The organism is Mesorhizobium sp. WSM4845 (genome assembly GCF_055811455.1).
The window spans coordinates 12,599-37,356 of the sequence record NZ_JBVVQA010000022.1; the positions used below are offsets into that span (position 1 = coordinate 12,599).

Consider the following 24,758-nt stretch of genomic DNA (forward strand, 5'->3'; position numbering starts at 1 on the left):
CCGATTCGGGCCATGCCCGGCCGATCCGATTTTTGGGATCATGCGCTAATGCGGCGGTCAAACACGACGCGCTTTAGGCGGGGCTGACGCCCAGGTTTCCGCTATGGCGACTACCGCGGCATTGATGGGTCCGCTCGGGATCGTCGGCATCACCGACGCGTCGACGATGAAGACGTTGTCGAAGCCGTTCAGCCGCAAATCCGGGTCGACGACTGCGTCGGCATCCCCGCCCATCCTGCACGTGCCGGCAGGATGATGATGTGTGGAGGCAGCGCTGGCGATGAAAGCGTCAAGCCCGTCGTCCGACTGCACCTGTGATCCCGGCAGGATTTCTACATCGCGCCACTCGTCGAGCGCTCGATGATGGCCAATCGCGCGCGCCGTCTTCAGCGCTATCCGGAAAACGGCTCGGTCATGTTCGGTTTCGAGATAATGCGGATCGATGATCGGTGCATCGTTTCGGCCCGGCCCGCTCGGTGCGATGCGCCCACGACTGGTCGGCTGGGTGACGCCGCATAGTATCGTGAAAGCCGAGCCGTAGGGCGGTGCATTCAAGCCCACTGCGGCCGATGGAGCAACGACGCAGGCGAGTACGATATCGGGGCTTCCCGTCGAACGGGTCGGGTCGCTGCCGTGCAGATACATCAGCGATTCCGAGTGCTGCAGGCGCGACGGGGGCAGCGGCTTTTTCGTGCTGTAGACGTTCCCAAGGGCCAGCAGATGGTCCTGCAGATTGCGGCCGACATCGCGCCGGTCGGCACGACAGCGAATCCCCGCCCGCTTCAGCGTATCCGGATCGCCGATGCCCGATCGCATGAGGATGAGCGGCGACGACACCGCGCCGGCACAAAGAATGATCCTGTCGGCGGAGATCGTCATGCTCTCCCCATCGCACACGACAGCCACACCCATGGCCCGCTGGCCTTCCAGCACGAGGTGCTCGACTTCGTGAGCGGTGAGCAGAGCGAGGTTCGGTCGCACCATGACCTCCGGCGGCAGATAGGCGTCGGCGACGCTCAGGCGCTTGCCGGCGCGGATGTTCAGCGAATTAGGGCTCGTGCCAGCGAGCTCGCCGCTGTTGTGGTCGGTAAGGGCGGGGATCCCCATGGCCTGTCCAGCGGCTATATAGGCGCGGACGACTGGGCTGACCTCCGCATCCGGCAGATAGACGTCCAACGGTCCGCTGCGGCCGCGCGACGGCGCGTCGAAGGCGGTGAAAGCTTCGCTGCGGACGAAGCCCGGCAACAAGCCCGAAAAGGACCAGCGCTCGCCGCCTGCTACTGCCCAGGGCCGGAAATCATCGGGATGGCCACGCACATAGGCCATGGCATGCAGGCAGCTAGAACCGCCGACGATCTTTCCGCGCGGCCATTCGTGGACGCGGTTTGCGGTAAAGGGTTGCGGCACCGTCCGATAAGCCCAGTCATAAGCGCGGCCCTGCAGCATCGTCCATTTCAAAGGGTCGGCGATATCGGGATCGGACGGCATGGTCCCGGCTTCGATCAGGCCGACCTGGCACGAGCTGTCCTCGCTTAGCCGGCTAGCCACCACCGAGCCGGCAGATCCGGCGCCGACGACCAGCACGTCGAAATGACGCATCAATTTGAAAATTCCCGCGAGCAGGCTGTCTGGCTAGAAAGCGAGACGCTCATGCCGCAAAAGCGCCGGCATTCGACCGTTCCGTGATTCGTCTTTGCACGGATAGCAAATGCGCGCGCATGGCCGCTTCGGCTGCTTCGGGGTCGCGTTTCGAGATCGCTTCCGCGATCAGACGATGTTCGCCGTCGCGCTCGGCGATCCGCTTAGGGCAGGTGGGCGCTGCGGTCCGTGCGACCTTCACCCGCGCATCGACCCCGACCTGGCGCAGCATCTTGTAGAATTCGGCGGCAAGATGGTTGCGGGCGGCAGCGACAATGGCGGAATGAAAAGCGAAATCGACCGCGCCAGACGAGGCATTCTCCGGCGTGGTTGCCGCATCGATGATCCGGGCCGTCTCGAACGAGGACGCGCGCAGCGATGCCAGCCGGGCGAGGCCCGGTTCCATGAGCAGGCGCAACTCCAGAACCTCGATGGGGTTGGTTACCCTGACAAGTTCTTCGCCATATCGGGGCAGGGCGGTCGGCGCACGCCTGGCGCGCGTCGGTTTCAAATCACCTGATTGGCGCAGCATCTCGAGCGCCTTGCGAAGCTGATGACGTTTCACGTTGAGATGTTCGGCAAGATCACGCTCGGAAGGAAGCTTGCCGCCACCCTGCTGCAACTGGCGGACCGCTGCGATGATGTCGTCGAGGTCCGACGATACGACCTGCGGCTCGAATGCGCTCAAAACCAAATCTCCTGTCTGATCGGCAGCGGTCGACTCGACGTCCCGATATCAAGTTGTGACACGGAATCGATGAGAACAGCACTCAACCAACTCAACCAATCTACATCTGCGCCCGGTGGTTGACAACACCAGTTGCGCGATGGTTGAGTACCGCAGTTGTTTCTTTGACGGCTCATATCTCGGCGGGGCCGTCTTCTCCCGAGGACAGTGCATGCCGTTTGGGGAAACTTTCGACTATGTCATTGTCGGCGCCGGGTCGGCCGGCTGCGTGCTTGCAAACCGCCTGAGCGAAGATCCTGATGTTTCCGTGCTGCTCCTGGAAGCTGGCGACTGGGATCGCGATCCGATGATCCACATCCCGCTCGGCTGGGGTAAGATCCTGACCGAACGCCGTCATGACTGGATGTATTTCTGCGAGCCCGAGGCCAATGTCGGCGGACGCAAGGTCGAATGTGCGCGCGGCAAGGTCATCGGCGGCTCCTCCTCCACCAACGCCATGGCCTATGTGCGCGGCAATCGCGGCGATTACGACCGCTGGGCGGCCAGCGGTCTCACCGATTGGTCATTCGACAAGGTGCTGCCCTATTTCAAGAAGCAGGAGCGCTGGGAAAAAGGCGAGAGCGACTATCGCGGCGGCAGCGGGCCGCTGAACACGCAGTTCTGCCGCTACAAGGACGAACTGATCGATGCCTTCGCTACGGCGAGCCGGGATGCCGGATATCCCCAGACCGACGATTACAATGGCCCGGTGCAGGAAGGCTTTGGCCGCCTGCAGATGACGATCGCAAACGGTCGCCGCTGCTCGACCGCGTCGGCCTATCTGCGTCCCGCCATGCGCCGCAGCAATGTCAAGGTGCTGACCGGCGCGATGGCGACGCGGATCGTGCTGAAGGATGGGCGAGCGACCGGCATCGCCTATACCAGGGGCGGCGCGACCCACCAGGTGCTGGCGCGGCATGAGGTCGTGCTTGCCGGCGGCGTCATCAACACGCCGCAGTTGCTGATGCTGTCGGGGATCGGCGATAGCGGCGAGCTCGCCGCGCATGGTATCGAGACGAAAGTAGACCGTCCGCAGGTCGGAAAGAACCTGCAGGACCATGTCTCGGTCATTCTGATGTATCGGCGCAAGCAGCCGGGGCCATTCCACAAGATGATGCGGGCCGATCGTATCGGGCTGGATTTCGTCAAGACCTATTTTACCGGAAAGGGCTTTTCGGGAGATGTGCCCGGCGGGGTCGTGGCGTTTCTGAAAAGCGATGCAAGCCGGCCGTTGCCGGATGTTCAGTTGCTTTTCACGGCTGCGCCGCTTGCCGCATGGCCTTACATGCCGCCATTCAAAGCTTCCTTCGCCGATGGCTTTGCGACCCGCATCGTCGCCGTCCAGCCGGAGAGCAGGGGGAGTGTGGAACTGGCGTCGAACGACCCGTTGGCCGCGCCGCTGATCCACCAGAATTTCCTGTCTTCGCCGCGCGACTGGCAGTCGCTTCGCGCCGGCTTCCGCGTCGCGCGCAACCTCGCTGCACAACCGTCGATGACGCCGTTCATCGCCTCGGAGTTCTTTCCGGGCTCACAATGCCAGAGCGACGATGAGATCGATGAGCATATTCGCAACACCTCGATCACTGTGCATCATCCGGCCGGCACCTGCCGCATGGGTGTCGACGCGGAGTCGGTGGTCGACCCGCAACTACGGGTGCGCGGCGTTGCCGGCCTTCGCGCGGTGGATGCTTCTGTGATGCCGGATCTCGTTTGCGGCAACATCAATGCGGCGGTCATCATGATCGCCGAAAAGGCCTCGGACCTGATCCGCGGCCGTGCTGAACAAAGCATGGCCGCCTGATTGCTATCGTCCGGGTTCAACCAAGTTCCTTTGGTTGAAAACAAAATTCGAGTTGGTTGGGCTGCCGAGCGATTGCCACGGCCGCAATGGTACGATCCGCCGGCCATTTTCTCGCATCTTTTCGACTTTTTTGCCCCTTTTGGGGCCATTCGGCCTCCATAGAAGCACTCAACCAAAAATTTCTAAAATTCTCAGTTTTGGGATTGTCCAGAAAAACCAATCCGAATACGGTTGAGTTGGTTAAACGCATTTTCTTCGTGAAGAGAGGTGTCAGAAGATGTCCTTGGCGCAACCGGCAGACCTTACCGTCACCAACAAGAAGGCAGCGCTGAAGGGCCTTTATGACGCCCTCTACGAAAAGAATATGTTCCCGTTCTGGGCGACGTCGGAAGGCGTCGATCACGACGAGATCAAGCAGCTCATGGCGACCTCGAAGGCGATCCCCTTCGTCTGGTCCTATGCCGATATCGAGCCGCTGCTGCAGCGCGCCGCCGAACTGGTGACCATGGACGACAGCGAGCGCCGGTCGCTGATCTTGGTCAATCCGGGGCTCGCGCCCAAGCGCGCCTCGGTCAGCACCATGTACACCGCCTACCGCCTGAATGATCCGGACGAGATCATGCCGCCGCACAAGCATTCGCCGAGCGCTATACGTTTTGGCCTGACCGGCAAGGGCAATTTTACCGGCGTCGAGGGCGAGGACGTGGTTTTCGGCCCCGGCGACATGGTGCTGACGCCGAACGACGCCTGGCACAATCACGGCACGGTCGGCGGCGAACAGGCGGTCAACCTTTCGGTCCTCGACCTGCCGCTGGTCGAGACGCTGCACGCCGTGCATTTCGATCACAAATACACCGAGATGGTCGACGGCAAGGAAGTCGAGAAGAAGGTGCAGACCGCGCGTTTTCCGAGCGATTATTCGCAGCGAATCTATGGCGAGGGCGGCCTGATGCCGCGCTTCGTCGACCACAAGCGCGGCGGCGGCCTGTCGTCGCCGATGTATGTCTATCGCTGGGAAAAGATGGAAGCGATCCTCGACGCGCACAAGGATTGGGACGGCGATCCGCATGAAGGCATCGTCATCGACTATGTCGACCCCACCACCGGCGGCCCGGTCTTCCGCACGATCAACTTCTACGTGCAGATGTTGCGGCCGGGCGAAAAGACGCTGCCGCAGCGCGAGACCGCCAGCCTGCTGTTGGCGCCGTTCCGCGGCAATGGCCATTCGATGATCGACGGCAAGCGCTACGACTGGAACCAGTTCGACACGATCGCCATACCGGGCGGTTGCTGGGTCGAGCATATCAATGGCTCCTCGACCGAGCCGGTCATCTTCTTCGGCGCGACCGATGCGCCGACACAGAAGGCGCTGCTGCTCTACAAGCGCTGGGGCCGCAACCAGGCCGGCGATCTGCTCCGCATCGTCTAGTTTGCAGCGGAAACCGTCCGCGCCGCCATAATGGCGCGGACATCGAAAGAGACGGTTCAGCAGCAAGGGCGGATGCATTTGGTTTCGGCGTTCAACACAAAGCAGATCGGCCATGTCGACTGTCCGGGCGGTGGTCAGGTCTGGGTCGACGGCAACATTCTCTATATCGGCCACATGCGTCCGCCGAGCGGCACGACGCTTGTCGACATTTCCGATCCGCGCAATCCCAAGAAGGTCGCGACGATCGACGTTCCGCCCGGCTGGCACTCGCACAAGGTGCGCGCCCAGGACGGTCTGATGATCATCAACCACGAGCGCTTCGGCAATGCGGGCCCGGCCGATTTCGGCGGTGGCCTGGCGCTCTACGACACGACCCTACCGGCGGAGCCGAGGCTGATCTCGAAGTGGATAACCGCCGGCCATGGCGTGCATCGCTACGACTACGACGGCCGCTACGCCTATATCTCGCCAACTGCCGACGGCTATGTCGGCAACATCGTGATGATCCTCGACCTGATCGATCCGGTAAATCCGGTCGAAATCGGCCGCTGGTGGATACCGGGGCAATGGACCGGCGGCGGCGAAGAGTATCCGTGGCATGATTACGTCACGCCGCGCTGCCACCATCCGTTACGCATGGGCGACCGGCTCTATGTCAGCTACTGGCATCACGGCCTGTTCATCCTCGACATTTCCGACATTTCGAAGCCGAAGCTTGTCTCGCATGTCAATTCGAGCCCGAGCTTCCCGCATCCCACGCACACATGCCTGCCGATCCCGCAGCCCCTCAAGGGCCGCAACATCATGGTGGTGGCGGACGAGGATGTCGCCAAGCTCCGACCTTCGCCGCCGGCCTTCACCTGGATCTACGACATCACCGACGAGACGAACCCGCTGCCGATCTCGACCTTCCAGGTGCCTGGCCTCGACCCGGATGGCGAACCACAACCGCCAATGACCGGCTGCCATCAGCCTTCCGAGCGGTTCAAGGGCACCATCATTCCGTTTGCATGGTTCGCCCAGGGGCTGCGGCTGGTCGACATCGCCGACCCGTTCGCACCCAAGGAGGTCGGCCATTTCGTGCCCGATGCGCCTGAGGGCGCCGAGCGATCGTCTTCCAACGACGTCACCATCGACGATCGCGGCATCGTCTACCTTATCGACCGCGTCCGTGGCGTCGATATCATCGAAACCAGCGTTCTCTAGGGGGATAGGTTGAGCGACAGCACGCGAAAATCCGCCAGCCACTACGCCATTGGCAAGAAGAATCCGAACCTGCCGTTTCATCCGGCGGTGCGTGCCGGCGATTTCATTTTCGTCTCCGGCCAGGTGCCGAAGGACGAGAGCAATAACATGATCAGCGGCACGATCGAGGAAGAGACGCTGGCGACGCTGAGGACCATCGCGCGCGTCATTGCCGATGAGGGCGCAACGCTCTCCGATGTCGTGCGGATCACCACCTATCTCGAGGATACGCGCGACTTCGGCCGCTACAACAAGGCGTTTCTCGAAGGGATCGGCGACGCGGTGCTGGCGCGCACGACGGTGGAGGCAAAGGCCGTCATCAACACCAAGATCGAAATGGACGCTATCGTCTACAAGCCGCTGCCGGCCGGCAAGTAGGCCACGACACAATCGAGGAGATGATATGTACAAGCTCTTAGGCCGCCAGACATCGGGCAACGTTCAAAAGGTGCTCTTCATGCTCGAAGAGCTTGGGGCGCCATACAAGCGCGAAGATTACGGCCGCCAGTTCGAAAACACCCAGACGGCCGAATACAAGGCGCTTAATCCGACGTCGAAAGTCCCGACGCTGGTCGACGGCGACACCGTGATCTGGGAGTCCAACACCATCCTGCGCTATCTCGCGGCATCCGGCGGTGAGCGGCTGAATGGCGCCACCCCTGCGGAAAAGACCGAGGTCGAGCGCTGGATGGATTTTCTGCTGGCGGCGGTCAATCCCGGCTATATGGCTGCCTTCAAGGGCGCCAAGCTGACGCCAGAGGAACAGACCGCCGAATACAAGGAGCAGGTCAAGGACCTGGTGGCGCAGCTCAAGATCATCGACGGGCATCTGGCCGGCAAGGAATTCCTGGCGCTGGGAAAGCTGACCATTGCCGACATCGCTTGCGCACCGATCCTGAAACGCTGCATCGATTTCAAGATCGACCGGCCGTCGCTGCCCAATCTCGAGCGCTGGGTCGCCGCAATCGCCGCTCGTCCAGCCTTCAAGGCGGCAATCGCTGCGGCTCCCGCAAAGGCCGCATGATGATCAAGCGCGCCGCTCTCATCGGACTGGGAACGATGGGTCCGGGCATCGCCGCGCGGCTTTAGCGCGGCGGGCTCGACGTGGCGGCGTACGATGTTTCCGATGTCGCGGTCGAACGCGCCCGCGGCACGCTCGACATCGCCGGCGGGGTTCTGGACCGTCTCGACATCAAGGTGCCGGCAACGGGCGCCGGCACGGTGCGCTTCGTCCGCACCATCGCCGAGGCCGTCGATGGGGCGGAACTGGTCATCGAGAATGTGCCTGAGAATATCGACACCAAGGCCGAAACCTATCGCGCCATCGACCCGCTGATCGGCTCTTCGGTGATCGTCGCCTCGGACACGTCGGGTATTCCGATCACCAAGCTGCAGGCCCATATCTCGCACCCCGAGAGGATGGTCGGCATGCACTGGTCGAACCCGCCGCACATCATCCCGATGATCGAGGTGATCGGCGGCGAGAAGACCGCGCCCGAAACGGTGGCGACGATACGCGACCTGATCCGCTCGATCGGGCTGTTGCCGGTGGTCGTGAAGAAAGACGTTCCCGGCTTCGTCGAAAATCGCGTGCTTTACGCACTGCTGCGTGAAGCGGTGGATCTGGTCGAGCGCGGCGTCATCGAACCGGAGGATCTCGACACCTGCGTATCCTGGGGCATCGGCTACAAGATCGCCGTCATCGGGCCAATGGCGCTGCTCGATATGGCCGGCCTCGATATCTACAAATCCGTCTCTTCGTTCCTGAACGCCGATCTCTCCAATCGGGATGATGTGGCGCCGATGGTGCTGGAGAAGACCGGTGCATCGAAGTTCGGCATCAAGTCGGGCGAGGGCATGTTCTCCTACATGCCCGAACAGATAAGGGCGCTGCAAGGCGAACGGGCGCGCAAGCTGGTCGCGGTGCGCCGCATCCTCGAGGGCCGGGAGTAGCCGATGGCACGAGTTAGGCATGAGGCTGGCCATGCCGGGGACTTCACCCGGTTGGCCGTTCATGCGGACTGTGCCATCAAGACAGCGCAGCTGCGGCCAATCACGATGCATGTGGTGATCGACCATGCAGGTTGAAACCATTCGACCCGCCGGCGGCCGACCGACCCACATGCGCCACGACGACCTCATTTCCGCCAAAGGCGTTTCGGTGGTCATGGGCGCGGATCGGAACCGCCAGCTGATCCTCAGGGATATAGACCTTGCAGTTCCGCAAGGCTCGTTCGTTTCCCTGATCGGCCCTTCGGGTTGCGGCAAGAGTACGCTGCTCAAAGTGCTGGCTGGGTTGGTAAATCCGAGCAGCGGCAGCGTCTCGGTTGCCGGCGTTTCGCCAGGCGAAGCGGCGCGCAAGCGGATGATCGGTCTGGTCTTTCAGGATGCCAATCTGCTGCCGTGGAAAAACGCCGTCGACAATGCCTCGATGCTGCTCGGCATCGCCGACAAATCGATGTCGCGCTCGGCGCTGCGGGCACGAGGACAGGAAATGCTGGAACTGGTGGGACTTGGCGATGCCGCCCACAAGCGCCCAAACGAACTGTCTGGCGGCATGCGGCAGCGGGTTGCCATCGCCCGGGCTTTGGCGCTCGATCCGGCGGTCTTGCTGATGGACGAGCCGTTTGGCGCCCTTGACGCGATCACCCGCGACTCGATGGGCCAGTCGCTGCTGGAGATCTGGCAGCGGACCGGCAAGACGATCGTCTTCGTGACGCATTCGATCGACGAAGCCATTCAGTTGTCGCGCCAGGTCCATGTGCTGGGAATCAAACCGGGACGCATTACCCAGAGCCTGGACATTCCGCTGCCTTATCCGCGCGACGCTTCCGTGACCGAAGTCCCCGAATTCGTCAGGCTGGTGCTTCAGCTTCGAACGATGCTGCGCTCCAGTCATCAGCCGGGAGGCGCGACGTGAGCAGGCAACCCCTCATGAATCTCTCATCGCCGCAACCGGTTTCCGGCTGGGACGCGGCAACAAGCAGCTGGCTTCCGGCGGCTATCCTTCTGCTGGTGACGATCGTGTTGTGGGAAGCCGCGGTGCGGATATTCTCGATATCTTCCTTTATCGTTCCTGCCCCATCCGAGATTGCGAAATCGCTGGTCGCGCAGTGGGGCACTCTCATGCAGGCGACGGTGGTCACGGCAGGCGAAATCCTGTTTGGCTTTCTTGTCTCGGTCATAGTCGGCATTGCGCTTGCTCTCGTCATCGTGCGCTTCGATTGGCTGGGCCGCGCGCTCTACCCGCTCGTCGTGCTGTTCCAGAATGTGCCGAAGGTCGCGCTGGCGCCGATCTTCATCCTCTGGTTCGGTTATGGGCTCGCTCCCAAAATCGGTCTGATTCTGGTCATCGCCTTCTTCCCGGTGACGCTGTCGATGCTGGCCGGCATGCAATCGGTCGACCGTTCGCTTCTGTCGCTGATGAATTCGGTCGGCGCCAGCCCGACCCAGATCCTGTTCAGGATCCGTGTCCCCCACTCGCTTCCGAGCCTGATGGCCGGGACCAAGATCGCCGCGACCCTGAGCGTGATCGGCGCCATCGTCGGCGAATTTGCCGGAGCCTCGGACGGGCTCGGCTACGTCATCCAATTCGCGTCGACCCAACTCGACACGGCCCTTGTCTTCGCGGCGCTGCTGCTGGTTTCAGTGCTCGGCATCGCCTTCTACTACGCAGCCGAAATTCTTGAACGTGTCGTGGTGCCGTGGGCGCCGAAATTCAGCCAGGCCTAGGATCTTTCGAACAACCAAACAAGGGAACAGACAATGCTGAGACGCTCTCTTATCAAGGCAGCCACCTTTGCGGCGTTTGTCGGCGCGCTTGGCTTCTCGAACGCGGCGCTGGCGGCGGACACGGTCAACGTCCAGCTCGACTGGGTGGTGCGCGGCAATCACGCCATGTTCTTTGTCGGCATGGAAAAAGGCTTCTTCGCCAAGAACGACATCGATGTGAGCGAGGTCCGCAAAGGGTCCGGCTCGCCTGACGCCATGCGGCTGGTGGGTAACGGCAACGCTGAATTCGGCTTCGGCGATCTTCCCACGCTTGCCGTGGCAAGGTCGCAGAATGTTCCCGTCGTGGCGCTCGCGGCGGTCAACCAGCAGTCGCCGCTGGGCATTATTTCGCTCGCCAAGACGCTCAAGCTGACCAAGCCTTCAGACCTCAAAGGCCTGACCATCGGCATCCACCCGGCGGGCTCCACCTACATTTTCTTCAGGGGCTTCCTGGCTGCCAACGGCATGAGCGAGAAGGACATGACGCTCAACAGCGTCTCGCCGCCGTACGAAAGCTACCTGCTGCTCGGACGGGTCCAGACGGTCGTCGGTTATCTCGACGCCGAAGTGCCAGAACTTGAAGCCAAGGCTGGCGGCCCAGGGTCGCTGAGCATCATGCTCGGCGCGGATCACGGCTGGAAGGCCTATGGCTCGGGACTGTTCACCTCGGAAGCGATGATCAAGGACAATGCCGATGTCGTGCGCCGCTTCGTGAAGGCCTACAGGGAGGCTTTCGACTATGTCGCGGCCCATCCGGAAGAAGCTGCCGAAATCACCGCCAAGGCCGTTCCTGGCTATGCGGAGAAGAAGGATGTGCTGCTGGCCCAGCTCAAGGCCGACATAGCTTCGACGTTCAACAGCCCGGCGACGAAGGAACACGGCCTCGGCTGGATGACGAAGACCCAATGGGAAGAGACCTTGAAGACGCTGACGGATCAGGGCGTGCTCAAAACGGCCCTGTCGGCCGACGACGTCTTCACCGACAAATTCCTGGCGGCAGAGTGAAGGTCGGGGGCGGTGTATGACCTGGCAAAAAGCGAGCGTCTATTGGCAGACCAGCCTGTCGTCCGCTCTGCTGCAGGTCACGGCCATTTGCCCCTTTCTTCCACTGGTCCGGTCGAGCACGATTTGCACGCGCGTGGCGTATGCCTGTCTGGCGAGGCCGCACCACAGCCGCTCGACGGGCAGGTTTTCGCGCTTGTCGTTGAGGATCGCAAATGTCCCGGTTTCTGGATCGAACCACAGCTCGACACGGGCGCTCTTGCCAGGCGCCGCGGTGGCGATCGTGGCCGAATACCAGTGGGCGAAGTCTGCATTGCAGGAAAGCGCCTCACGCCCCGCATTCGAGATCGTCAGCGGCACCGGATCGAGCCCTTCGGTGCCGGTTCGCACAGTGATGTGCCGCAATTCAACCGCGTTGGCGAACGATGTGAACGCCAGAATTATCGGAAGAATGTATCGCACAACCACCTTGCCTGAACTCCGTGTGGAATTGTTCAGGCAGTCTACCTCGCTTTTGCGCAATAACAATAAGAATATCTTGGGTCAACCGAACAGAGAGGGTAACATGTCTAAGTTCCTGAAGGGTAGCGTAAGCGCTGTTATATTAAGCGGCCTCTTGCTGGGTAATGCACTTGCCGCCGAAGTCAAGTCCATTGCCATCCTGACGCCGGAAGAAGGCACCGATTATGGCTGGAACCAGCAAGGCATCGACGCTGCCAAGGCAGCGGCGAAAGCTGCCGGTGTCGAGATAGTGACGGCGCAGGGGCTCGGCTATGGCGACGTGCGCCCGACATTGCGCGAACTGGCGGCCGACGGCGCCAGCCTGTTGATTGCCCATGCCAGCGGGTACAACACCGCGGCTCCCGAAATCGCCAAGGAAACCAAGGTGCCAGTGGCGATCGTCGACACGCCGACCGGCCTGGAGGCTGGGCTCGTCGCAGACTACACGCTGAGCGGTCACGAAGGCGCGTACCTTGCCGGCCGTCTCGCCGCCAAGATGTCGCGTTCCAAGTCGGTCGGCATCGTCGTGTCCGGCGAGCCTCCGTCGTGGAACTCGCAGTCGGCGGCGTTCGCGCAAGGTGTGAAGGCCGAGAACCCGGACGTCAAGGTCACCTATGCGGTGATCGGACCCGCCGCCTACAGCGATGCGGCCGGCGGCAAGCGCGTTACCGAAAGCGTGATCGCATCGGGCGCCGACATCATCTTCGGCCAGGGCAACGGCTCGAGCTTCGGCATGCTGCAGGCGGTCGAGACGACCAAGGCCGGCGATGGCGGCAAGGTCTATTTCATCGACGTCATCGGCGACAAGACGCCGATCGACAAAGGCTTCCTGCTGTCGTCGGTGGTCTGGGACATCGAGCCTGTCTATGCGGCGATGATCGCCGACCTCAAGGCCGACACGTTCGGCACCAAGAGCTACTCGATCGGCCTCAAGGACGATTCGGTCAAGCTTCTGAAAACCGCTGCGATCCCGGACAATGTATGGGCGGAGATCCAGACGCTGCGCGAGGACATCGTTTCCGGCAAGACCAAGGTCGATCCGGTCTATGATGCAGCAGCCGTCAGGGCGCTGATGACCAGCGTCGCCCAGTAAGGCGCTTCAATGCAGGTTTCCGGAGGGGTGACAATTCACCCCTCCGGACCGATTTCAAGTTTCAAGGCTTTGGCTTCATGAGCAGTGCTTCCTCATTGTCGGTCGACAAGCACGACATCGTCGCGCTTGAAGGCGTGACCAAACGGTTTCCCGGCGTCGTCGCCAACGACAGCGTCGATCTGGCGATCCGTCCGGGTGAAGTACATGTGCTGCTCGGTGAAAACGGCGCCGGAAAATCCACCTTGATCGGCATGCTGTCCGGCCTGCAGCAGCCGGACGAGGGCCGCATACTGGTCGACGGCGAGCCTATCGCGATCACCTCGCCGCGCCATGCGCTGGCGCTCGGCATCGGAACCGTATTCCAGCACATGATGCTGGTGCCGACGCTGACGGTCGCGCAAAACCTGTTGCTCGGCGGCCCGTGGTGGCAGCGGCCCAAGACCGAGGAACTGGAAGCGCGCGTCGCCGAAATCACCAGGGCGCTCGGTATCACGGTCAAGCTGCATGCCAAGGTGTCGGAACTCTCGCTCGGCGAACAGCAGCAGGTCGAGATCCTGCGCGCGATGGTGCGCAACAGCCGGATTCTGATCCTCGACGAGTCGACCTCGATGCTGACGCCGAAGGGCATCGATGAGCTGGGCGCGCTGATGCGCCGCCTTGTCGAGCAGGGGCTGGCGATCGTCTTCATCACCCACAAGCTCAAGGAGGCGGCGGCTTTTGGCGATCGAATCTCGGTGCTGAAACTCGGCCGCAAGGTCGGCGAAATTCCTCCCGAGCGGTTTCGCGCGCTAGGCGAGCAGGCGATCGTTTCGGAGATCGTCGAATTGATGTTCGGCAAGCAGAAGGACGACCCGGAAGCGTCCGAGCGTCCGGTTCGCACCATTCACGCCGGAGCGGCTCCGCTGCTTCAGGTCCATGAACTCGCGGTCGCATCGACAGACGACGCGCCGGGCCTGTTATCGATTTCGTTCGACATCCGTCCAGGCGAGCTGCTGGGCATCGCTGGTATCGACGGCAATGGCCAGAAGCAACTGGCGGAAGCGCTGGCCGGCCAGCGGGCGAGGGTGAGCGGTTCGGTGCGGCTGCAGGGCGCGCCCATCGAGGCGCTGAGCGTCGGAGAACGCCGTGAGCGAGGCCTTCGCTACCTGACCGACGACCGGCTCGGCGAGGGCACGGTCGGGACTTTTCCGGTCTCGATCAACTTCTTCCTCAAGCAGGTCGGCGCCGCTCCCTTCTGGCGTAACGGCGTCGAGCAGCGCGCTGAAATCGACAAGCGCGCCGCTCAGCTCGTCCGCGAATACGACGTGCGCACGCCCAGCCTGAAAACGCCGGTCGCCCGGCTCTCCGGCGGCAATATCCAGAAGGTGCTGCTGGCGCGCGAACTCGCCGAAGGCGCAAAAGTGGTGATCTTCAACAAGCCGACCTATGGGCTCGATCTCGCCAATACATTGGCTTCGCGCCAGCGAATCCGCGATACGGCGGCACGCGGCCTTGCCGTGCTGCTCATCTCCACCGACCTGGAGGAGTTGCTCAGCATGTGCGACCGCATCGCCGTCATCTCGAACGGCTCGCTGGTCGGCACGGTCGAGAATGTCGGCGATGCCCGCTCCAAGATCGGTCGCTTGATGATCGGACTTGCCGCATGAGCATCGACACCGTCCCAGCCGCCGGCGCAACCGCACTCGATGCCACGGCTGCTGTGGTCACGCGCCGCGATATCCAGCATCGGCTGCTGATGACCCTCGGCCCTATACTGGCCGCGCTTATCATCGCCGGCTGCATCCTGCTTGCCGTCGGCGTCGACCCGCTTGCCTATTATGGCTTTGTGCTCGAGAAAGGGCTTTTGTCGCCGCTCGGCATCCAGCAGACGCTGACGCGCATGGCGCCGCTGCTGTTTCTTGCCGCTGGCCTGATCGTGGCCTTTCGCGCCGGCATGTGGAATCTCGGCGGCGATGGCCAGTTCCTGCTCGGCGCGGTAACGGCCGCCGCCAGCGCGCCGCTCTTCGTGGAAGTCATGCCTGCCTGGCTGGCGCTGATTTGCTCGTTTGTCATCGCCATGGCGGTTGCGATGCTCTGGTCGCTGGTGCCGGCCCTTTTGCGGGCCTATCAGGGCGTCAACGAGATCATCACCACGCTGATGATGACGTTCCTGGGCACCTCGCTCGCCAATGTGCTGGTCAAGCTGATGTTTCGCGATCCGGGCACGACCGTGCCGCAGACCCGCACCTTGCCGGTCGAGGACCGGCTGCCGCGTCTGCTCGACACGACCATCACCAGCGGCCTGCTTCTGGGACTGGCGGCGATCATCACCGTACATCTGGTGATGACGCGCACGGCCTTCGGCCTTAAGCTGAGGATCGTCGGGGCCAACCCACGCGCCGCCATCCATGCGGGGCTCGGCGTGCCGAAGCTCACCATTGCCGTCTTCGCCATTTCGGCCGGGCTAGCCGGACTTGCCGGCGCTGTCGATATCCTCGGCGTCCAGGGTAACGTCCGCGCCGACTGGAACCCCGCTTATGGGCTGGCGGTCATTCCCGTCGTGTTCCTCGCCCGCATGAACGGCTTTGCCGCCATCGGTTTCGTGTTCCTGCTTTCGGTGCTGTCGATCGGCGGCGAGAGCGCGGCCCGCCGCCTCGGCGTGCCCAATCATTTCACGCTGGTGCTGGTCTCCATCGTGCTGATCGTGCTCGCGCTCGCCGAATACATCGATCACCGCTACAATCAGTCGCGGAGGGCCTGAAGTTATGACCGGGCTGTTCAGCGAAGTCTTTCTCAGCGCGCTTTTGTTTGGCGCCGTCACCGCGGCGATTCCGCTGCTGCTGGCTGGCCTCGGCGAACAGATGTCCGAAAGGGCCGGCGTGCTCAACATCGGCATCGAAGGCATGATGCTGGCCGGCGCCTATCTCGGCTTCGTCGGCGCCTTCTATTCCGGATCGCTGTGGCTGGGCTTTCTCACCGGCGCCGGCGGCGGTATCGCCGTGGCGCTGGTCATGGCGCTGCTTTGCGTGCGCATCGGCTTGAACCAGATCGTCATCGGCATAGCGCTGACATTGGGACTTGAAGGCCTGACGGCGCTGCTCCACCACTTCCAGTTTTCGCGCAGCTATCCCCGCCTGCCAGCGGTGGATGTGACCGTCATTCCGTTGCTGTCGGGCATTCCGGTGATCGGGCCGGCGTTGTTCAGGCAGCATCTGATCGTCTACCTGGCGGTCGCACTGGTTTTCGCCATGGGCTACATCTATCGGCGCACGCAGCTCGGCCTGAACCTGCAGGCGGCGGGCGACAAGCCGGCCGCGCTTGACGTCGCCGGCATCGACGTCGCACGAACCCGCACCATCGCCGTGCTGACGACTGGAGCGCTGGCAGGGCTTGGCGGCGCCTTTCTCGCCAATGTCGGCGCCGGCCTGTTCATTCCCTTCATCACCAATGGCGCGGGCTTTCTCGGCATTGTGCTGGCCATGCTGGCGCGTGGTCGCCCGGTCTGGGTGCTGTTCGGTGCCTTGTTGTTCGGCGTGTGCCTGTCGCTGACGACAGCCATGCAGGTGGCCGGCATCAACATACCAACCGACGTCATCCAGATGCTGCCGTTCCTGGCGGTGATGATCATGCTGGTTCTGTTCGGCCGGCAGGCCAGCCTGCCGGCAGCGCTCGGCATTCCATACGAGCGCGGCGTGCGCTGATCCGGTTCAGGCGCGGACGGGACCCGCGCCAACAGAGGAGAGAACAAAATGTCGGATACCAAGGTCTACCTGCTCGATGGTGGCTCGCTCGTTCTCGACGGCTATCACGTGTTCTGGAATCGCGGCCCCGGCGGCGAAGTGCGCTTTCCCGTCTATTCGATCCTGATCGAGCATGCCGAGGGCCGGTTTCTCATCGACACCGGCTACGACTACGACCACGTCATGAAGGTGCTGCCTTTCGAAAAGCCGATCCAGGAAAAGCACCAGACCATTCCCGGCGCCCTGGCGCTGCTCGGCCTCGAGCCGAAGGATATCGACGTCGTCGTCAACTCGCATTTCCACTTCGACCATTGCGGCGGCAACAAGTATTTTCCGCATGCCAAGAAGATCTGTCATCGCACCGAGGTGCCGCAGGCCTGCAATCCTCAGCCTTTCGAGCACCTTGGCTATTCGGATCTGAGCTTTTCGGCGGAGGCTGCCGAAGCGCGTGGCGCGACCGCGCAATTGCTGGAGGGCACGACGCGGGCCAACTCGACCTTCGAGGGCATCGACGGCGATGTCGAGCTTGCCAGGGGGGTCAAATTGATCTCGACGCCCGGCCATTCTATCGGCCATTACAGCTTGCTGGTCGAATTTCCCAAGCGCAAGCCGATCATGTTCACCATCGATGCGGCCTACACGCAGAAGAGCCTTGAAACGCTGTGCCAGGCGGCCTTCCACATCGACCCGGTGGCGGGTGTCAACTCGATGCGCAAGGTGAAGAAGCTCGCCGAGGATTATGGGGCCGAGCTGATGTATTCGCACGACATGGAAAACTTCAAGACCTATCGGACCGGCACGCAATTCTACGGCTGACCGCCGCCAACGAAGAGACAAAGACCATGCGCTATCTCGAACACGCCGAACCGGTCATCACGCTCACCGCCGGGCCGGTGAACGCCTATCCCGATGTGCTGCGCGGCCTCGGCCGCACCGTGCTCTACGATTACGACCCGGCGTTCCAGCTCTTTTATGAGGCTGTGGTCGACAAGGCGCAGAAGGCGATGCGGCTGTCCAACAAGCCGGTCATTCTGCATGGCGAGCCGGTCCTTGGCCTGGAGGCCGCGGCAGCCTCCCTGATCACGCCCGACGACGTCGTGCTCAACCTTGCCTCGGGAGTCTACGGCAAGGGTTTTGGCTATTGGGCAAAGCGCTATTCGCCGCATCTGCTCGAAATCGAGGTGCCCTATAACGAGGCGATCGACCCGCAGGCGGTTGCGGCAATGCTGGAAGCGCATCCGGAAATCAGCATCGTTTCCGTCTGCCATCACGACACGCCGTCGGGCACCATCAACCCGATCGATGCCATCGGCGCGCTGGTTTCGGCGCATGGCGCCTATCTGATCGTCGACGCCGTTTCGTCCTTCGGCGGCATGAAAACGCATCCGGAGGACTGCAAGGCCGACATTTATGTCACCGGCCCGAACAAATGCCTCGGCGCGCCTCCCGGGCTGACGATGATGGGCGTCAGCGAGCGGGCCTGGGCGAAAATGAAGGCCAATCCACTGGCGCCGCGCGCGTCGATGCTCAGCATCGTCGATTGGGAGCATGCGTGGTCGAAGGACAAGCCGTTTCCGTTCACGCCGTCCGTCGCGGAGATGAACGGGCTCGACGTCGCGCTCGACCTCTACCTCAATGAGGGACCGGCGGCGGTGTGGGCGCGTCACGCGCTCACCGCCAAGGCCATGCGCGCCGGCGTCGCCGCGCTGGGTCTGTCGATCTGGGCGGCCAGCGACATCATCGCATCGCCGACCACGACTGCCGTCCGGACGCCCGAAGGCATCGACGAGGAGGCGCTTCGCCAGGCTGCGCGCGCCCGTTACGGCGTGGTGTTCTCGTCGGGCCGGGGCGAGACATTGGGCAAGTTGACGCGCATCGGCCATATGGGCCCGACCGCCCAGCCGATCTATGCGATCGCGGCGCTGACGGCACTTGGCGGCGCGATGAGTGCTTTGGGCGAAAAGCTCGCGGTCGGCAAAGGCATCGACGCGGCGCTCGCCGTTATCGACGCCGACGCCTGAGATGAAGTCACAGATCATGGAGCACGGAGATGACTGAACGGCTTGCGGGAAAGACCGCCCTGGTTACCGGGGCCGCACAAGGCATCGGCAAGGCGATCGCCGCGCGCTTGGCCGCCGATGGCGCGACCGTCATCGTCAGCGACATCAATGCGGAAGGCGCCGAAGCGGCGGCGGCGGCGATCGGCGAAAAAGCGAAGGCGATCGCCGCCGACATTTCCGATCCGGCATCCGTCAAGGCGCTGTTCGCCGAGATCCAGGCACTGACCGGTGGCATCGATATCCTGGTCAACAACGCCAGCATCGTGCCCTTCGTCGCCTGGGACGATGTCGACCTCGACCATTGGCGCAAGATCATCGACGTCAATCTGACCGGAACCTTCATCGTCAGCCGCGCGGCAACGGACCAGATGCGTGCCGCCGGCAAGGCCGGCCGGGTGATCAGCATCGCCTCCAACAGCTTCTTTGCCGGCACGCCGAACATGGCGGCCTATGTCGCGGCCAAGGGCGGCGTCATTGGCTTCACCAGGGCGCTCGCCACAGAACTCGGCAAATACAACATCACCGCCAACGCGGTGACGCCGGGCCTGATCGAGAGCGATGGGGTCAAGGCGAGCCCGCACAACGAGGCGTTCGGCTTCGTCGAGATGCTGCAGGCTATGAAAGGCAAAGGGCAGCCGGAACATATCGCCGATGTGGTGTCGTTCCTGGCCTCGGATGACGCACGCTGGATCACCGGCCAGACGCTGAATGTCGACGCCGGCATGGTGCGCCACTAAAGCGCCGACGTCTGAAAGGATCCATCCGCAGCGCTGATACTCGATGGAAGCTTTAGTCGAAAATTTCGATTACAGTTATCCGCGCGAAACCGGAGACCCGAGATGAAACCTCGGTCCGCAATTGTCGCCCTTACCCTTGCCCTGGTTGCCGGGCCTAACGCGGCAACATCGCAGGAGCGCGGCTGTCGCAGTCCCGAACCCGTCGACACCATAAACGAGATGTTCTCCGCGATCGTCGCCTGTTGGGAGCCGCCGCCCGGAACCGCGGGCATGACCCTGACGCTGCAGTTCTCAATTCGCCGAAACGGCACACTTATCGGCAAGCCTCGCGCCACCTACTCCCGTCTGGGGGATGATGGCAGCCTCAACCGGGCTTTCGTCGCTTCCGTCCTCGAGGCCCTCGACAAGGCTCTGCCACTGCCGGTTTCGGACAGGATGGGTGGGGCGATCGCAGGGCGTTTGCTGTTCCCTCGCTTCACCGCAGCGAGCGGGGATGAATCCTGAAACGCGTTCGGCCTTAAACCGGCGGGTTCTGCGGCTGGAAGAATTTGCCGCGCTCGGCGATCAGCACCATCACCAATGCGCCAAGCGAAACGCTGCAGAATCCGGCGGCCAAGGGCGTCACCGTGCCGTTGAAGGCTTGGCCGATCAGCGTGCCGAGCACGCCGCCGAGGAAGGTCTGCATGAAGCCCAGAATGGACGACGCTGTCCCGGCCAACTGGCCGAGCGGCTCCATGGCGAGCGCGTTGAAATTCGCGCCGAGTGCGCCGAACGGGACCATCGTGCAGGCAAAGAAGGTGATGAAAAGCCAGAGCGGCATCTTCATCTGGATGGAAACGACCAGCCAGGCGAGGCTGATGGCCAGAAACAAGAGCAGCGCGCTTTGCGACAGGCGGCGCATGCCGATGCGGCCGACAAGGCGCGAATTCAGATAGCTCGAAAAGGAGAGCACGCCGGCGATCCCTGCGAAAATCACCGGGAACATCTCGCCGACGCCGAAGACGTCGACATAGATCTGCTGCGCCGAGTTGATGAAGCCGAACATCGCACCGAAGGCAAAAGTGCTGGCGAAGGCATAGCATAGCGCGATGCGATTGGTCAGCACGATGCGGAAACCGCCAAGGACGGATGATGCCGTCAGCGGCCGGCGATATTCGGGATGCAGCGTTTCGGGCAGCCGCAGCAGCGCCCACGCCGACACGATCAGCGCCCCGGCCGCCATGGTGATGAAGATCCAGTGCCAGGAGGCAAACAGCATGATGAACTGGCCGATGCCTGGCGCCACCACCGGAATGGCCATGAACACCATGAAGATCAGCGACATCACCTCAGCCATGCGCCGGCCATCGAACGTGTCGCGCACGATCGAGACGGCGATGACGCGTGTGGCCGCGGCGCCGATGCCTTGCACCACCCGGCACAGGATAAGCGTAGCGAATGTCGGAGCGATCGCCGCCGCACTCGCCGCTGCGACGTAGATAACCAGTCCGACGACGAGCGGAGCGCGGCGTCCGAAGCGGTCCGAGATCGGCCCGAAGAAGAGCTGTCCGCCGCCAAAGCCGAGAATGTACGCGGCAATCACATATTGGCGGTGGTTTTCATTTTCCACGCCCAGCGAGGCGCCGATCTGCTGCAGCGCCGGCAGCATGATGTCGATGGCCAGCGAGTTGAGCGCCATCAATGCCGCGCACAGCGCGATGAATTCCCAGCGCGGAATAGGCAAGGTGCTTGCCTGTTGCTGCGCTTCTGCATGCTGATCCACGGCAAAGTCCGATCTTCAAACGAAAAAGCGCCGGCGCACCGGCGCATTCATTCGTCTTGTGCCCCGATACCGGGGAGATAATCAGCTTGGCGAAGTGCCCTAAATGTCCGTCAGGCGGCGCCTTTGACGCTGACGCCCTTTTCGACGAGGAACGTCTGCAGTTCGCCTGCCTGGAACATCTCGCGGACGATGTCGCAACCGCCGACGAACTCACCCTTGACGTAGAGCTGAGGGATCGTCGGCCAGTTGGAGTATTCCTTGATACCTTGCCGCAGCTCGGCCGAGGTCAGCACGTCGACGCCCTTGTAGTCGGCCCCGATATAGTCGAGGATCTGCACGACCTGACCGGAAAATCCGCATTGCGGGAAACCGGGCGTGCCCTTCATGAAGAGAACGACGTCGTTAGCCTTCACTTCGCTGTCGATGTAGTCGTTGATACCGCTCATAGAAAATCCTTTCATGCCCGCGGGAGCCGGGCTCGAAACATACCCTTTCAAATAAACCCATAGGTTGCCTGAAACAAGACGTTTGCCGCCTTGTCACGCAAATGGCGCAACGGATGGCCTGGGCCAAGAGCATCGGACGGCTATCTTCCCAAGCCAGCAAAGCCCTAAAAAAGCTTATTCCGGCACGCTGGTCTGCAGTGCGAGCGCGTGCAGCACGCCGCCCATATTGCCCTTCAGCGCGTCATAGACCATCTGATGCTGCTGGACGCGGCTTTTGCCGCGAAAGCTTTCGGCCACCACTTCGGCCGCATAATGGTCGCCGTCGCCGGCCAGGTCGCGAATCGTCACCTTGGCGTCCGGAATGCCTTCCTTGATCAACCGTTCGATGTCGTGCGCGTCCATTGCCATGCGAGGATTCCTTGTTCAGATCTCATAGATATGATCGAAACGGCGGATGAACCACACCGCAACGACCCCGCTCGATCAAATCAGGGGTCCACGACCTTATTTGCCATGAAGCGAGGAAACCAGGATTCGTGGGCAGCGGTCAATTCGCCGACAGGGATCGCCCGCGCCTCGCCGAGTTTCAGGTCGCTGCCGCCGGTCGAGCCGATCCACGGCGCGAAGATGCCGAGCTTGCTCTGCTCTTCGCGAATGGCGTCCCATTCCTCGCTTTGCGGATCGATCGACAGCGTCAAGAGGTAGCGGCCCTGATCCTCGCCGAACCAGACCGGGATCGGGTCGGTCCCGACCAGGCCGGGGACGGTTGCGCCGATGCCGGACGCCATCGCCATTTCGGCCAGCGCGACGGCAATGCCGCCATCGGAAACGTCATGCGCTGATGTGACGACGCCGGAGGCGATCAGAGTGCGTACATGGTCGCCGACGCGCTTTTCGTGGTCGAGGTCGACCGGCGGCGGCGGGCCATCGGTGCGGCCATGGATGTCGCGCATATAGGCCGACTGGGCGAGATGCGTTCCCCACATCGACGGCGCGCCGACCAGCAGGATCATCTGGCCCTCGGCGGCAAAGCCGATCCGCGCCATCTGGGACCAGTCGGCGATCAGTCCGACGCCGCCGATGGTCGGCGTCGGCAAGATGCCTTGCCCGTTGGTTTCGTTGTAGAGCGAGACATTGCCGGAGACGATCGGAAAGCCGAGCGCGCGACAGGCGTCGCCGATGCCTTTCACGGCGCCGACCAACTGGCCCATGATCTCGGGTCGTTCCGGGTTGCCGAAATTGAGGTTGTCGGTGGCCGCGAGCGGCAGGGCGCCGGTGGCGGTAAGATTGCGCCAGCATTCGGCCACCGCCTGCTTGCCGCCCTCGTAAGGGTCGGCCTCGCAATAGCGCGGCGTCACGTCGGAGGAGAAGGCGAGCGCCTTGGTCGGATGGCCCTCGACGCGCACCACGCCGGCATCGCCACCCGGAAGCTGCAGCGAATTGCCCTGGATCAGCGTGTCGTATTGTTCCCATACCCAGCGACGCGAGGACAGGTCGGGCCCGCCAAGCAGTTTCAGCAGCGCCTCGGCGACATCCGCTTGCGGTGCATCGCCGGCCGCCAGCGGCGCCGGCTTCTTCGGCTCGGTCCAGGGACGGTCATATTCCGGCGCCTGGTCGCCAAGGTCCTTGATCGGCAGATTGGCGACTTCGTCGCCCTGGTGCAGCACGCGAAAGCGCAGATCGTCGGTTGTCTTGCCGACGATGGCGAAGTCGAGGCCCCATTTGTGGAAGATCGCCTCGGCTTGCTTTTCCTTTTCGGGGCGCAGCACCATCAGCATCCGCTCCTGGCTCTCCGACAGCATCATCTCATAGGCGCTCATGCGCTCCTCGCGCACCGGCACCTTGTCGAGGTCGAGCTCGATGCCGAGGTCGCCCTTGGCGCCCATCTCGACCGCCGAGCAGGTGAGGCCGGCAGCACCCATGTCCTGGATGGCGATGACGGCGCCGGACGCCATCAGTTCGAGGCAGGCTTCGAGCAGGCATTTTTCGGTGAACGGGTCGCCGACCTGAACGGTGGGCCGCTTCTCGTCGATCCTGTCGTCGAATTCGGCCGAGGCCATGGTGGCGCCGCCGACACCGTCGCGGCCGGTCTTGGCGCCGAGATAGACGACCGGCAGGCCGACGCCCTTGGCTTCCGACAGGAAGATCGCATCGGTCTTGGCCAGCCCCGCCGCAAAGGCGTTGACCAGGATGTTGCCATTGTAGCGCGCGTCGAAATTGACTTCGCCGCCGACCGTCGGCACGCCGAAGGAATTGCCGTAGCCGCCGACGCCGGCAACGACGCCGGCAACCAGGTGCCTGGTCTTGGGATGGTTCGGCGCGCCGAAGCGCAGCGCGTTCATTGCCGCGATCGGCCGGGCGCCCATGGTGAAGACATCGCGCAGGATGCCGCCGACGCCGGTCGCCGCACCCTGATAGGGCTCGATGAAGGAGGGGTGGTTGTGGCTCTCCATCTTGAAGACGACGCAGTCGCCGTCGCCGATATCGACCACGCCGGCATTCTCGCCCGGGCCCTGGATGACCTGCGGGCCGGTGGTGGGCAGCGTGCGCAGCCACTTTTTCGAGGATTTATACGAGCAGTGCTCGTTCCACATCGCCGAAAAGATGCCGAGCTCGGTAAAGCTCGGCTCGCGCCCGACCAGGTCGAGGATGCGCTGATATTCGTCGGGCTTCAGCCCGTGCGCGGCAATGAGTTCCGGAGTGATCGGCACGGAATTGGAAATGGTCATGGGCGGCAATTTATGTCCTTGGGATCGAGTCCCGTCTTATCGCAAGCTTTGCAGCCGATACACCCATCAAGCGACGAAAAACGATGGAAAGGGTGCAG

Annotated in this window: 23 protein-coding genes and 1 pseudogene; 17 read left to right on the plus strand and 7 right to left on the minus strand. The window is 62.7% G+C overall.

Annotated features, from left to right (window positions below):
- Positions 1-57: 57 nt before the first annotated feature.
- Positions 58-1,602, minus strand: coding sequence for a GMC family oxidoreductase (locus AC0L2C_RS22840; RefSeq protein WP_473524512.1), 1,545 nt, complete (start codon positions 1,600-1,602; stop codon positions 58-60).
- Positions 1,603-1,648: 46 nt separating this feature from the next.
- Complete coding sequence (locus AC0L2C_RS22845; RefSeq protein WP_091591403.1) at positions 1,649-2,326, minus strand: FadR/GntR family transcriptional regulator; 678 nt, start codon at positions 2,324-2,326, stop codon at positions 1,649-1,651.
- 211 nt (positions 2,327-2,537) lie between these two features.
- Here AC0L2C_RS22845 and AC0L2C_RS22850 point away from each other — a divergent pair, with 211 nt between their 5' ends.
- The 9 genes and pseudogenes from AC0L2C_RS22850 (at position 2,538) to AC0L2C_RS22890 (ending at position 11,616) form a co-directional block, all read left to right on the plus strand.
- Positions 2,538-4,166: a GMC family oxidoreductase gene (locus AC0L2C_RS22850; protein WP_419696860.1), complete on the plus strand. Its 1,629-nt coding sequence runs from the start codon at positions 2,538-2,540 to the stop codon at positions 4,164-4,166.
- Between the two features lie 277 nt (positions 4,167-4,443).
- Positions 4,444-5,595: a cupin domain-containing protein gene (locus AC0L2C_RS22855; protein ID WP_128168452.1), complete on the plus strand. Its 1,152-nt coding sequence runs from the start codon at positions 4,444-4,446 to the stop codon at positions 5,593-5,595.
- A 72-nt stretch (positions 5,596-5,667) separates the two neighbouring features.
- Positions 5,668-6,801, plus strand: coding sequence for an LVIVD repeat-containing protein (locus AC0L2C_RS22860; RefSeq protein ID WP_473524513.1), 1,134 nt, complete (start codon positions 5,668-5,670; stop codon positions 6,799-6,801).
- Positions 6,802-6,810: 9 nt separating this feature from the next.
- A complete protein-coding gene (locus AC0L2C_RS22865; protein ID WP_023798269.1) occupies positions 6,811-7,218 on the plus strand; it encodes a RidA family protein in 408 nt (135 codons plus the stop codon).
- Positions 7,219-7,243: 25 nt separating this feature from the next.
- The gene (locus AC0L2C_RS22870) at positions 7,244-7,864 is read left to right on the plus strand and encodes a glutathione S-transferase family protein (RefSeq protein WP_091591395.1); all 621 of its coding nucleotides are present in this window, start codon (positions 7,244-7,246) and stop codon (positions 7,862-7,864) included.
- Positions 7,865-7,941: 77 nt separating this feature from the next.
- Positions 7,942-8,793: pseudogene (fhmpcd1, locus tag AC0L2C_RS22875) on the plus strand (5-formyl-3-hydroxy-2-methylpyridine 4-carboxylate 5-dehydrogenase); the annotation flags it as partial.
- 124 nt (positions 8,794-8,917) lie between these two features.
- Positions 8,918-9,760, plus strand: a complete 843-nt coding sequence (locus AC0L2C_RS22880; protein ID WP_128168453.1) for an ABC transporter ATP-binding protein — start codon at positions 8,918-8,920, stop codon at positions 9,758-9,760.
- Between the two features lie 14 nt (positions 9,761-9,774).
- Entirely contained in the window at positions 9,775-10,572 is a 798-nt protein-coding gene (locus AC0L2C_RS22885; protein ID WP_473524514.1) for an ABC transporter permease, read from the plus strand.
- A gap of 33 nt (positions 10,573-10,605) precedes the next feature.
- Positions 10,606-11,616: an ABC transporter substrate-binding protein gene (locus AC0L2C_RS22890; RefSeq protein ID WP_023798264.1), complete on the plus strand. Its 1,011-nt coding sequence runs from the start codon at positions 10,606-10,608 to the stop codon at positions 11,614-11,616.
- A 39-nt stretch (positions 11,617-11,655) separates the two neighbouring features.
- Here AC0L2C_RS22890 and AC0L2C_RS22895 read toward each other — a convergent pair whose 3' ends face one another.
- Positions 11,656-12,075 (minus strand): hypothetical protein, encoded by a 420-nt coding sequence (locus tag AC0L2C_RS22895; RefSeq protein ID WP_473524515.1) that lies wholly within the window; start codon positions 12,073-12,075, stop codon positions 11,656-11,658.
- 103 nt (positions 12,076-12,178) lie between these two features.
- Here AC0L2C_RS22895 and AC0L2C_RS22900 point away from each other — a divergent pair, with 103 nt between their 5' ends.
- From AC0L2C_RS22900 to AC0L2C_RS22935, 8 genes are all read left to right on the plus strand, one after another.
- Positions 12,179-13,207, plus strand: a complete 1,029-nt coding sequence (locus AC0L2C_RS22900; protein ID WP_473524516.1) for a putative B6 ABC transporter substrate-binding protein — start codon at positions 12,179-12,181, stop codon at positions 13,205-13,207.
- 77 nt (positions 13,208-13,284) lie between these two features.
- Positions 13,285-14,853, plus strand: a complete 1,569-nt coding sequence (locus tag AC0L2C_RS22905; protein WP_473524517.1) for a putative B6 ABC transporter ATP-binding protein — start codon at positions 13,285-13,287, stop codon at positions 14,851-14,853.
- Positions 14,850-15,947 (plus strand): putative B6 ABC transporter permease subunit 2, encoded by a 1,098-nt coding sequence (locus AC0L2C_RS22910; RefSeq protein ID WP_473524518.1) that lies wholly within the window; start codon positions 14,850-14,852, stop codon positions 15,945-15,947. The genes AC0L2C_RS22905 and AC0L2C_RS22910 overlap by 4 nt, the downstream gene beginning before the upstream one ends.
- A gap of 4 nt (positions 15,948-15,951) precedes the next feature.
- Entirely contained in the window at positions 15,952-16,887 is a 936-nt protein-coding gene (locus AC0L2C_RS22915; protein WP_473524519.1) for a putative B6 ABC transporter permease subunit 1, read from the plus strand.
- A gap of 48 nt (positions 16,888-16,935) precedes the next feature.
- Positions 16,936-17,742, plus strand: coding sequence for a 4-pyridoxolactonase (pldA, locus tag AC0L2C_RS22920; RefSeq protein WP_091591383.1), 807 nt, complete (start codon positions 16,936-16,938; stop codon positions 17,740-17,742).
- 26 nt (positions 17,743-17,768) lie between these two features.
- Positions 17,769-18,947 (plus strand): pyridoxamine--pyruvate transaminase, encoded by a 1,179-nt coding sequence (gene ppaT, locus AC0L2C_RS22925; protein ID WP_287376026.1) that lies wholly within the window; start codon positions 17,769-17,771, stop codon positions 18,945-18,947.
- A gap of 29 nt (positions 18,948-18,976) precedes the next feature.
- Positions 18,977-19,723 carry a pyridoxal 4-dehydrogenase, SDR-type gene (pldH, locus tag AC0L2C_RS22930; protein WP_473524520.1) on the plus strand — a complete coding sequence of 249 codons (747 nt, stop codon included), beginning with the start codon at positions 18,977-18,979 and terminating at the stop codon, positions 19,721-19,723.
- 102 nt (positions 19,724-19,825) lie between these two features.
- The gene (locus AC0L2C_RS22935; protein ID WP_023798255.1) at positions 19,826-20,227 is read left to right on the plus strand and encodes an energy transducer TonB; all 402 of its coding nucleotides are present in this window, start codon (positions 19,826-19,828) and stop codon (positions 20,225-20,227) included.
- 13 nt (positions 20,228-20,240) lie between these two features.
- Here the strand turns inward: AC0L2C_RS22935 and AC0L2C_RS22940 are convergent, their stop codons facing one another.
- From AC0L2C_RS22940 to purL, 4 genes are all read right to left on the minus strand, one after another.
- A complete protein-coding gene (locus AC0L2C_RS22940; protein ID WP_473524521.1) occupies positions 20,241-21,485 on the minus strand; it encodes a multidrug effflux MFS transporter in 1,245 nt (414 codons plus the stop codon).
- 110 nt (positions 21,486-21,595) lie between these two features.
- The gene (grxD, locus tag AC0L2C_RS22945) at positions 21,596-21,931 is read right to left on the minus strand and encodes a Grx4 family monothiol glutaredoxin (RefSeq protein WP_023798253.1); all 336 of its coding nucleotides are present in this window, start codon (positions 21,929-21,931) and stop codon (positions 21,596-21,598) included.
- 174 nt (positions 21,932-22,105) lie between these two features.
- Positions 22,106-22,339: a BolA/IbaG family iron-sulfur metabolism protein gene (locus AC0L2C_RS22950; protein WP_023798252.1), complete on the minus strand. Its 234-nt coding sequence runs from the start codon at positions 22,337-22,339 to the stop codon at positions 22,106-22,108.
- Positions 22,340-22,419: 80 nt separating this feature from the next.
- A complete protein-coding gene (gene purL / locus AC0L2C_RS22955; RefSeq protein ID WP_473524522.1) occupies positions 22,420-24,660 on the minus strand; it encodes a phosphoribosylformylglycinamidine synthase subunit PurL in 2,241 nt (746 codons plus the stop codon).
- Positions 24,661-24,758 lie beyond the last annotated feature (98 nt).